The following is an 11,698-nucleotide window of genomic DNA, read 5'->3' as shown; positions in this document are numbered from 1 at the left end:
TGTGTGCGCTTTTTCTTGTGTGGACTCGTATTCATAAAATAAGTCTAATTTGTGTCAACTTATTTTAGGACGGGACATAATGAAATAAAAAAGCCTTTCAAAAGAAAGGCTTTTTTACTTTTTAATTGATATTCTTAAGATGGTTCTTCACCAGCTAATAATGGTGTATTTTGTGGCACGAAATCTTTACCGTGAACATAATCACCATTTTCATTTGTTTTACTGTAATCATATGCCCATCTGTGAACTTCAGGAATAGCTCCTGGCCAGTTTCCGTGAATATGTTCAACCGGAGTAGTCCATTCAAGCGTATTAGAGTTCCATGGGTTTTGAGGAGCTTTTTGCCCTCTGTATATTGATATAAAATAGTTAGCTAAGAAAATTAACTGAGCAAAACCTCCAATGATAGCCATAACAGTCATGAAAACGTTAATATCAGCTAAATCATCAAACATTGGGAAGTTTGTATTTGTATAATAACGACGTGGTAAACCTGCTAATCCTATAAAGTGCATTGGGAAGAATACTCCGTAAGCAGAAATTATAGTAATCCAGAAGTGCCAGTAACCTAAAGTTTTATTCATCATTCTTCCATACATTTTAGGGAACCAATGATAAATTCCAGCGAACATTCCGAATAATGCAGATACTCCCATTACTAAGTGGAAGTGAGCTACCACAAAGTACGTATCGTGTACATTAATATCTAATGCAGAATCTCCTAAAACTAATCCTGTTAAACCTCCTGTTACGAATGTAGAAACTAATCCGATAGAGAATAACATGGCAGGGTTCATCTGTAAGTTACCTTTCCATAAGGTAGTAACATAGTTAAACGCTTTTACAGCTGAAGGAATTGCAATTAATACTGTTGTAAAGGTAAATACCGATCCTAAGAATGGGTTCATCCCAGATACGAACATATGGTGACCCCATACGATTGTAGATAAAAATGCAATTGCTATAATTGATCCAATCATCGCACGGTAACCGAAAATTGGTTTACGAGCATTTGTAGAAATAATTTCAGATGTTAATCCTAATGCAGGTAATAAAATGATATATACCTCAGGGTGTCCTAAGAACCAGAATAAGTGTTCAAATAATACCGGTGACCCACCTTGATAATGTAATACTTCTCCAGAAATAAAGATATCAGACAAGTAAAATGAAGTACCAAAACTTCTATCAAAAATTAATAATAATGCTGCTGATAATAATACAGGGAAAGAGATAACACCAATAATAGCTGTGATAAAAAATGCCCACATTGTTAATGGTAATCTTGTCATTTTCATCCCTTTTGTACGTAAGTTTAAAACGGTTACGATGTAGTTTAATGACCCTATTAAAGAAGAAGCAATAAATATAGCCATAGATACTAACCATAATGTCATACCTGTTCCTGAACCTGGAATTGCTTGTGGTAAAGCAGATAACGGAGGATAGATTGTCCATCCTGCAGAGGCTGGTCCTGCTTCAACAAATAATGAAATAACCATTACTATTGAAGATACGAAAAACAACCAGTATGATACCATGTTTAAGAAACCTGAAGCCATATCACGTGCTCCGATTTGTAATGGAATTAATAAGTTTGAAAAAGTACCACTTAATCCTGCAGTTAATACAAAGAATACCATAATAGTACCGTGTATTGTCACTAAGGCTAAGTACATATCCGGGTTCATTACTCCATCTGTTTGATGATGTCCTAAAAATGCTTCAATGATTGAAAAAGAAGTATCTGGCCAAGCAATTTGTAAACGGAATAACATTGACATGAATACTCCAATAATCCCCATAAACATCCCTGTTATTAAGAATTGTTTTGAGATCATTTTATGGTCTGTACTGAAAATGTATTTCGTTACAAATGTTTCTTTGTGATGATGATCTGACATAATCTATATCTTTATATCTATTTTAAAAATATCTTATTTAATAACTTGAGCTAACGTTTTTTGTTCTGATAACCATTTTTTGTAGTCAGCTTCTTCTACAACAGTAATTTTCATTTGCATGTTGTAGTGAGAGGCTCCACAAATTTTGTTACATAATAAAAGGTAATTAAACTCATATGGCTCTTCACCTTTAGCGGTTCTAATTTTGTTAATTCCATTAGTTTTTGCCATTACCTCAGGATTCTGACGCATTTCTTCCGTAGTAAATTTTGGAGTAAATGCAAATTGAGTAACCATACCAGGAACACAGTTCATTTGTGCTCTAAAGTGAGGCATGTAAGCAGAGTGTAATACGTCTTGCGAACGGAATTTGAATAATATCTTTCTTCCTTTCGGTAAATATAATTCTGTTACTTGTTTATCGTCTTGAGCATTAGGATCTGTCATATCAACCCCCATTGTGTTGATTCCTTTTATAAAGTTTACATTTCCTAAACCTAATTCATTATCTTCTCCTGCATATCTGGCATCCCATCTAAATTGTTGTGAATACACTTCAATTACAATTGGATTTTCATCATCACCAACATACATAACATTATTCCATTGCCATAATCCGTATCCGATTAACAATACAATAGTTACAGCAGGAATGGTAGTCCATAATAACTCTAATTTGTGACTATCTGCATAGAATAATGCTTTTCTATCTTTATTTCCTCTATACTTATATGAAAAGTAAAAGATTAAGAATTGCATTCCAAATTGAACTATCCCAATTAGCCAAAAAGTAATGTTAAATAAATTATCGTCATGTTCTCCTTCAACAGAAGCAGCTTCCGGTAATAAATACACATTCATGGCAATTAGACAGTATATCATCATGGCATAAAGTAAAACTAAAAACCCTAAAGCTATTTTACCTTGTGTTTCATTGTCTTTATCTGTAGCAATTACAGAACGGAAATTCATAATACGAGTTATCTGCCAAAAGCTAACTCCTATTGCAACTGCTATAAAAATGTAAAATAAAGCGAGCATAATATTTAAACTATTATTGTTTTTAAATTATTTATTAATGATGATTACTATCTTCTCCTCTGTGTTCGATATTATAGTAATGGTGTGTTTCACTTTCGTGTATGAAAGGATGTCCTTTTGGAAGTGAACTTGCATTAGCAAATGCACTAAAGGTTGCAAATATAAACAATCCGATAAAGAATAATATTGCACTTAACTCACCAATACCGAATCCCCATTGACCTCCAACAGTTCCAGGCATAATCATTACAAATAAATCTATGTAGTGACCAATTAAAATTACAATACCTCCTAAAATTACTAACCAAGGAATACTCTTAAAGTCACTATTGATTAATAATAATACCGGGAATACAAAGTTTAATACAACCATTCCTAAGAAAGGCAATTTATATTCGTTAAAACGTTGTGCAAAATAAGTTGTTTCTTCAGGCATATCAGCATACCAGATTAACATAAACTGAGCAAACCATAAGTACGTCCAGAATACAGAGAAACCAAACATGAATTTTGCTAAATCATGAATGTGGCTATCATTTACAAATGGTAAAGCTCCTTTAGAACGTAAGTAAATAGTTACTAAAGCTATTATTGTTAATGCAGACACTAATAATGTTGCTAATACATACCAACCAAATAATGTAGAGAACCAGTGTGGATCAATTCCCATAATCCAATCCCAAGACATCATTGATTCAGTAATCATAAAGAATACTACGAAACCAACACTGATGTTGTATAAATTTTTGTGTAATTTTAAATCTCCGTTATCTTGTTGAATAGATTTTCTTCTGATGATAAATCTGAACGTATTCCATCCTACAAGGTAAATTATACTTCTAATTGCCCATCCCGGAACATTCATAAACCATTTTTTACGATCAATTATAGGATCATAATTAGGACTTTGAGGATCAAATACTCCATCAGCCATCCAAGGGAATAAGTGGTTTTGGTGCATAACGGTTAAAACAATAAATACTATCATAACCACACTCACATAATGCAAGTTATTCGTGATTGCTTCCATCACTCTGAATAATACTACAGACCAACCTGCCTGTGCTACTCTTTGAGCTGCATAAAAAGCCATAACTAATAATGATACACCTAAGAAGAATAATAAAGCTACATAAAAGGCAGACCATGGTCTGTTTTGCATTTGATGAAACACATGTTCAGCATGAGCATCATCATGAGCATCGGCTGCTGTGTGACCTTCTGCTTTATGTTCAACAACTTCCGCTTTATGAACTTCTTCTTTGTTTGATGCTGTACTATCTGCAGTATGTACTGTCTCAGCATGTACAGTATCTTTTACTTCTTCTGCTTGTTGTGTTTCTTCATGAGTTTCAGCGTTAGCTTCTTCAACATGTTTTGTTGTTTCGTTATGCGCTTCTTCTTTATTAGCATCAACGTGTGCTTTAGATTCTTCATGAGATACTGCTGCTTCACCGTGCCCTCCATGATGTGAATCATGTTGTTTTGCTAATATTTCTTTTGCTTCTTCAAGAGTACTAGGAGTCGACATAAAATTGTAAACAGTACCTAATAACCCTACTACCATTAAAGCAAGCGCAAATATTTTTAATTTTCCTGTAAACTGATACATATCTTTAAACTATCTATTATAGACTTATTTTAATTCGCTTCTTAATTTTTCAACGTACTGAACAACTTGCCAACGCTCTTTGTATCTAAGCTGTGATGCATGAGACCCCATAAGGTTTTTACCATACATAATAACATGATAAATACTACCTTCTGTTAATTCTCTGTCTTTGTAATTTGGAATTCCGTTAAATTTCTCTCTTTGAGATAAAACTCCATTTCCGTCACCTTTAGTACCGTGACAAGCTGAACAATAAATAGTGTAAAGCTCTTTACCTTTAGTTAAATTCTCTTCGTTTTTTTCTAAAGGGCTCTTTAATTCTGCTTTTGCTTTTTCATATCCTTCATTAGTATCAGGAATATCATAAGCAACATCTCCATTTCTATTTACTGTACCAGCTACTGGTAATCTATTTACTTGTTTTCCTCCTGCAGAGGTAACTCCGTTGGCATCATAAGGAACTGAAACATACATATCTGGCATGTATTGTACTTGCGGAGTTCTTTTGTTATTACAAGAAACGATACTTGCAACTACTAATAAAGCTAAAACTATTTTTAAACTTTTCATACTTTCCTTATTAATGCTTTTCTACTACGTTTATTTCTACAGCTCCAGTGGTTTCTAACAATGCTTTTAACTCATCTTCATTTCCATGAACAGGAATTTCCATTAAGAAATGATCATCTGTTGTTCTTGGATCCGGGTTTTCTGCTTCTTTAAAAGGCCATAATCTACTACGCATATAAAATGTAATTACCATTAAGTGTGCAGCAAAGAAAACTGTTAATTCAAATAAAATCGGAACAAATGCCGGCATGTTTTCAGCCCATGAAAAACTTGGTTTACCACCAATATCTTGTGGCCAATCAGCAATCATAGTATACCATGTTAACCATATAGCAACTGCTGTACCTGTAATTCCGTATAAGAAAGCAGTAATAGCTAAACGTGTTGGTGCTAATCCCATTGCTTTGTCTAATCCGTGAACTGGAAAAGGACAAAATACTTCTTCAATATGATGATGTTCTGCTTTTACTTTCTTAACGGCATCCATTAAGATATCATCATCATTATATAATGCGTGAATTACTTTATTAGTGCTCATTGTTCTCTTCTCTTAATTTTTTATAATTCTCTCCTGAAGATTTCAAGATTGTTTTTACCTCGGCTTGTGCTATTACAGGGAATGTTCTTGCATATAATAAGAATAATACAAAGAAGAATCCTATAGTTCCAATAAAGATACCTACATCTACAAAAGTAGGCTCGAAACGCCACCAAGTAGAAGGTAATTGTCCTTTACTTAACACAATTGCAATGATATCAAAACGCTCAAACCACATACCTATGTTGATGGCTATAGACACTAAGAATGATACGATAAAACTTCTTCTTAATTTTTTAATCCATAAGATTTGAGGTATGATGATATTGAAAATCATTAACGACCAGAATGCCCATCCGTAAGCACCGGCTTCTGCACCGAATGATAAATAAGTGTAGTTTTCATAAGGAGATCCGGTATACCATGCAATAAAGAATTCAGTTGCATAGGCTACGGCTACAATTCCACCCGTTAAAATAATTACAATGTTCATATATTCAACATGTAAACGAGTAATGTAAGCCTCCATATTAGTTACTTTACGCATTACCCCTAATAAGGTTTGTACCATTGCGAATCCTGAGAAAATAGCTCCGGCAACGAAATAAGGAGGGAAAATTGTAGAGTGCCATCCCGGGTTTACAGAAGTAGCAAAGTCAAAAGATACAATGGTATGTACAGAAAGTACTAATGGTGTTGCTAAACCTGCTAACACTAATGATACTTCTTCAAAACGTTGCCAATCTTTTGCTCTACCAGACCATCCGAAAGATAATAATGCATAAATTTTCTTTTGGAAAGGTTTTACCGCTCTATCACGAATCATAGCAAAGTCAGGTAATAAACCAGTCCACCAGAACACTAATGAAACCGATAAATACGTTGAAATTGCAAACACGTCCCATAATAACGGAGAGTTAAAGTTAACCCATAACGATCCGAATTGGTTAGGAATTGGTAATACCCAATATCCGTTCCACGGACGTCCCATGTGGATAATTGGGAACAAACCTGCCTGGAATACTGCAAAGATAGTCATGGCTTCTGCAGAACGGTTAATTGCCATTCTCCATTTTTGACGGAATAACAACAATACCGCAGAGATTAAGGTTCCGGCGTGACCAATACCTACCCACCATACGAAATTGGTGATATCCCATGCCCAACCAATGTTTTTACTTAATCCCCATACACCAATACCTGTACCTACGGTGTAGAATATACATCCAAATCCCCATAACATTGCTGTTAAAGAAATATAGAATGCTATATACCAATTTTTATTTGCTTTGCCCTCGATAGGCCTAGCTATATCCTCAGTAATGTCGTGGTAACTTTTGTTCCCCAACACTAAAGGCTCTCTATAAGATGATTCGTAATGAGACGACATAATCTATATACTTAGTTTATTTTATTATTAAGCTTCGTTTGTATTTCTTACTTTCACTTGATACACTACATTTGGTTTTGTACCAATATAATCTAACACATGGAAAGCTCTTCTATCTTCTTTTAAATGTGCTACTGTATCTTCAGAATTGTTAACATCACCAAACACCATAGCTCCTGTTGAACAAGCTTGAGAACATGCTGTTTCAAATTCATTCTTTCTAACAGGTCTTCCTTCTCTCTTCGCTTTTAAGATAGTAGCTTGAGTCATTTGAATACACATAGAACATTTTTCCATAACTCCTCTTGAACGAACAACTACGTCTGGGTTTAACACCATTTTTCCGTATTCGTTGTTCATGTTGAAGTCAAACTCATTGTTCTCAGCGTAGTTAAACCAGTTGAAACGACGTACTCTATAAGGACAGTTGTTTGCACAATAACGAGTACCTACACAACGGTTGTATGCCATATGGTTTTGTCCTTGGCGACCGTGAGAGGTTGCTGCTACCGGACATACTGTTTCACATGGTGCATGATTACAGTGTTGACACATCATTGGCTGGAATGCTACTTGTGGATTCTCAGCAGAGTTTTCTAAGGCGTCAAACAAGTCTCCTTTGCTTAACTCTAATACTTTTTCAGTATATCTTCTTTCAACTTCTTGATTTGGTATACTTGGGTTTTGAGCTTTAAACTCTTCAATAGTCATTGCTACCCCTTCGTTATACTGCTTATCAACTACTGTAGAAGAATAATAACGATCAATACGTAACCAGTGCATATCTCGACCTACACGTACTTCATCTTTACCAACTACAGGTACATTGTTTTCAGCATGACATGCTATAACACACGCCCCACATCCTGTACATGAAGTTAAATCAATAGATAAGTTGAAGTGGTGTCCTAAACTTCTGTCATGGTCATCCCATAAATCTATCTTACTTCCTTCAACTTCTTGATGATCGTAAGAAACCATAAATGGTTTATTCCATGTATGCTTAGGGTCTAAGTTTTTATCATTTACTTCTTTTAAAGTAGCTTCTCTTAAAATATCATGACGTCCGGCTAATGTACTTTGTACTTGAATACAAGCAAATTTATGCCATCCAGATGCTTTTTCAATAGTTACATTGTATTGAATGTTATTATTGTTTTTATAGAAAGGATAAGCGTTTACCCCAACTTGCATCTCTTCTTTTAATCCTTGCTTTCTACCATATCCTAAAGCTAATCCTAATGATCCTTTAGCTTGACCCGGTTGTACAATAACAGGGATATTGTTAATAGTAACTCCGTTTACAGTTACGTTTGCATAGTTACCATCAATAGCACCGTTATCTTTTACAGGGTTTTCAAAACCTAACTCTTTGGCATCAGCCATAGACATAGTTAAGTAGTTATCCCAAGAAGCGCGAGTTATCGGATCAGGTAATTCTTGTAACCAAGGGTTATTAGCTTGTTTACCATCTCCTAATGCTGTTGATGAATATAAGTTTAATTCAAATCCTGATGAATTACTTGCAGCTCTAACTAATTGAACTGCTGAAGCATTTACATCAACTGTAGATTCAAATGCTACTGCTTCAGTTTCTTCAACTTCCGGTTTAAAGAATCCATCATGTAATGCTTGATTCCATGATTTACCTCCTAATACGTTAGTGTTCCAAAACTCTTTTAAAGTATCATAGAAGTTTGTTGTACTACCAGACCACTTTAATAAGATATCTTGTATTTGACGCGTATTAAATAAAGGTTGAATTGTAGGTTGCATTAAGCTATACACCCCTTTTACTGCCATTACATCTCCCCAACTTTCTAAGTTATGCGGAGCTGGTAATGTATATTGAGTAGCATTAGCTGTAGCATCATTTTGAGTTGATATAGCAACTGATAATGCTAATTTTTTCAATCCTGATTCAAAATCAGCTCCATTAGCTAAAGTATAAACAGGATTTACGTTATACGTGATTAAACCTTTAACGTTTCCTGCTTTAACATCTGCTACTAATTGAGTTACCTGAGCATCGTTTCCTTGACGAATTAAGCTAACAGCTTTAGTGTCTATAATCTCACTATTTAATGCTTTATTGATAGCTAAAGCAATTAACTGTGCATTTTTATCATTAATTCCGGTAACCACGACTCCTTTTGAACCCGCCTTCTTTAAATCAGATGCTAATTTTTTAACTTCAGCATCAAAAGGGGTTGCTTTAGAAGGAACGTTTGTTCCGGCAATAGCATTGTATAAGTTTAATAAAGCATATACTTGGTTAGATGGCTTAGCTACGATTCTTTTATCCGCACTAGCACCTGCCAAAGACATATTACTTTCTATTTGAACATGGTAAGACATTTTACCAGTTTCTGATCTACGACCATCTGCGTATGATTTTTCAAATCCTCCTTGCCAATCTCCAACGATATCAGCTCCGAAAGACACGATAACTTCAGCTTTACTAAAATCGTAATTTGGTAAAGCTCTTGTACCATACATAGCTTCAAAAGCATCTGCTGCTGCACTTTCTGAAATAGCATCATATACAACATGCTTTACGTTTGGATAAGCAGTAATAAAATCTGCAACAACTTTTTCTGTTGAAGGACTTGCTAATGTTCCTGTTAACAGAACCACTGGCGCGTTAGCTTCTTTAAGTTGATTTAATTTTGCAATAATTTCTTTATCTGCATCAGCCCAAGACAACTGAGTTTCTCCTTTTCTTGGTTCTTTTAAACGCAATCTATCATCATATAAAGATAAAACAGACGCTTGTGTACGTGCATTGGTAACCCCACCTGCCTCTTTGTTTGGCATGATTTGGATTGGACGCCCTTCGCGTGTTTTAACTAATACGTTTGCAAAATCAAAACCGTCAGCAATAGTAGTTGCATACCAATCTGCAACACCCACTACTATATCATTAGGTTGAACTACATAAGGAATTGATTTTCTTACCGGACCTTCACAAGCCGCTAATGATGCTGCTGCAGTTGTAAATCCAACATACTTTAAGAAATCTCTACGTGAAGTTGATGAAGCTTCTAATGTTTCTTTGTCACCTAAAAACTCATCTGTAGGTATTTCTTGAACAAACTCATTATTACGTAGCGTTTCAACAACAGAACTATCTTTTAGTTCTTCAACACTTTGCCAGTATTTTTTGTTTGAAGCCATTTATATACGTGTTTTTCTACTTTCTTAATTGATTAATAGTGGCATTTACCACACTCTTTTCCTCCTAACTGGGCAATTGTAACTTGCTCCACACCGTACTTCTTAGCTAAATCCTCATGAATTTTAGCATAGTACTCATTCCCTTTCAAGTCTACTTTAGTTGCCTTGTGACAGTCTATACACCAACCCATAGTCAACGGAGAGTATTGATATACTTCTTCCATTTCCTCTACAGGACCGTGACATTTTTGACAAGCTACACCTGCAACCGTTACGTGTTGAGAGTGATTGAAGTAAGCAAAATCCGGTAAATTATGAACTCTAACCCACTTTACTGGTTTAGTATTACCTGTATACGCTAATTTATCAGCATCCCATCCGGCAGCTTCATAAATTTTCGCAATCTCTTTATCTAAATCTTTCTTAGTATACACTTTATCATCCATCACTACTTTAGTATCCTCAGCTACTTCAGAAATATTCTTATGACAGTTCATACAAACATTTACTGATGGGATTCCTGATGTTTTACTATGCTTAGCTGCAGAGTGACAATACTGACAATCAATTTTATTATCTCCAGCATGAATTTTGTGTGAGAAAGCGATAGGTTGAATTGGTTGGTAACCCGTATCAACACCTACTTTAAATAAAGTTCCAAAAAGGAAGTAAGCAGCTACTAACGCCCCAAAAATCACAGACAACACATGTAAAAATGTATTTCTCTTAATACCTTCCCATAATTCAGCAGACTGACCTAATAACCCAGGAGTTTTAGGTGCTCCCTTTAATTCACTGATAGTCTTCAGTAAACTACCAATAATTAAGAAGGCAACAACAATAGCAGCCGCTAAAATATAGATTAACCATTTTGGCGCTTCTCCTTTAGTTGTAGTCACTACATCACCTGTAGTTGCTACAGCTCCGGCTGGTTTAACTTCTCCAACAGTTGTATAATAAAGAATATCGTCGATATTCTTATCTGATAACTGAGGGAAAGCAGTCATGTTTGAACCATTAAATTCTTCATAAATGGCATTTGCATCTTTATCACCAGACGCTCTTAAAGCAGCATTATCTCTAATCCAAGCTTTTAACCATTCATTTTCTCTTCTACTTTCAACACCACCTAAAGCTGGTCCCACAAGTTTTTTATCTAACTTATGACAAGAAGCACAAAGAGATTTGAATAATTTTTTTCCTTCCTCTTGACGAGCCTTATCAACATCTTGCGAATAGGCTGAAAAACTTAATAAAAAAACTAAAAAGAAAGCTAAACTCTGTAAGAGTGTTTGAGTTAATTTACTGTGATGTTTCACACTTTTCATACTATAAAATATAAGTTTTGTATCTATTTTGGTACAATTTTTTCTGTAAAAATGCTAGAAAACAGATTACAGAAAGTTGCACAAAAGTACTACTTCTGTCTAAATTGTGAAATGTTAAGAGTTTCCTAATTTGTAATT

The 11,698-nt window shown here is 34.8% G+C and carries 8 protein-coding genes; all 8 read right to left on the bottom strand.

Annotation, left to right across the window (positions count from 1 at the left end; all coding sequences use genetic code 11):
- Positions 1 to 134 precede the first annotated feature (134 nt).
- The 8 genes from ACQY1Q_RS08440 to ACQY1Q_RS08405 are packed head-to-tail and all read right to left on the bottom strand — an operon-like array spanning position 135 to position 11,560.
- The gene (locus ACQY1Q_RS08440; RefSeq protein WP_431004864.1) at positions 135 to 1,904 is read right to left on the bottom strand and encodes a cytochrome c oxidase subunit I; all 1,770 of its coding nucleotides are present in this window, start codon (positions 1,902 to 1,904) and stop codon (positions 135 to 137) included.
- Between the two features lie 33 nt (positions 1,905 to 1,937).
- The gene (locus tag ACQY1Q_RS08435; RefSeq protein WP_431004863.1) at positions 1,938 to 2,945 is read right to left on the bottom strand and encodes a cytochrome c oxidase subunit II; all 1,008 of its coding nucleotides are present in this window, start codon (positions 2,943 to 2,945) and stop codon (positions 1,938 to 1,940) included.
- Between the two features lie 34 nt (positions 2,946 to 2,979).
- Positions 2,980 to 4,557 carry a quinol:cytochrome C oxidoreductase gene (locus ACQY1Q_RS08430; RefSeq protein WP_431004862.1) on the bottom strand — a complete coding sequence of 526 codons (1,578 nt, stop codon included), beginning with the start codon at positions 4,555 to 4,557 and terminating at the stop codon, positions 2,980 to 2,982.
- A 24-nt stretch (positions 4,558 to 4,581) separates the two neighbouring features.
- A complete protein-coding gene (locus ACQY1Q_RS08425) occupies positions 4,582 to 5,127 on the bottom strand; it encodes a c-type cytochrome (RefSeq protein ID WP_431004861.1) in 546 nt (181 codons plus the stop codon).
- A gap of 10 nt (positions 5,128 to 5,137) precedes the next feature.
- Positions 5,138 to 5,665: a DUF3341 domain-containing protein gene (locus tag ACQY1Q_RS08420; protein ID WP_431004860.1), complete on the bottom strand. Its 528-nt coding sequence runs from the start codon at positions 5,663 to 5,665 to the stop codon at positions 5,138 to 5,140.
- The gene (nrfD, locus tag ACQY1Q_RS08415) at positions 5,655 to 7,055 is read right to left on the bottom strand and encodes an NrfD/PsrC family molybdoenzyme membrane anchor subunit (RefSeq protein WP_431004859.1); all 1,401 of its coding nucleotides are present in this window, start codon (positions 7,053 to 7,055) and stop codon (positions 5,655 to 5,657) included. Before nrfD ends, ACQY1Q_RS08420 begins: the two co-directional genes overlap by 11 nt.
- Positions 7,056 to 7,082: 27 nt before the next feature.
- Positions 7,083 to 10,232 (bottom strand): TAT-variant-translocated molybdopterin oxidoreductase, encoded by a 3,150-nt coding sequence (locus tag ACQY1Q_RS08410; protein ID WP_431004858.1) that lies wholly within the window; start codon positions 10,230 to 10,232, stop codon positions 7,083 to 7,085.
- A gap of 32 nt (positions 10,233 to 10,264) precedes the next feature.
- The gene (locus ACQY1Q_RS08405) at positions 10,265 to 11,560 is read right to left on the bottom strand and encodes a c-type cytochrome (protein ID WP_431004857.1); all 1,296 of its coding nucleotides are present in this window, start codon (positions 11,558 to 11,560) and stop codon (positions 10,265 to 10,267) included.
- Positions 11,561 to 11,698: the final 138 nt, after the last annotated feature.

Source organism: Tenacibaculum sp. TC6, from assembly GCF_050606265.1.
Classification (GTDB): Bacteria; Bacteroidota; Bacteroidia; order Flavobacteriales; family Flavobacteriaceae; genus Polaribacter.
This window is presented reverse-complemented; position numbering and strand designations above follow the sequence as displayed.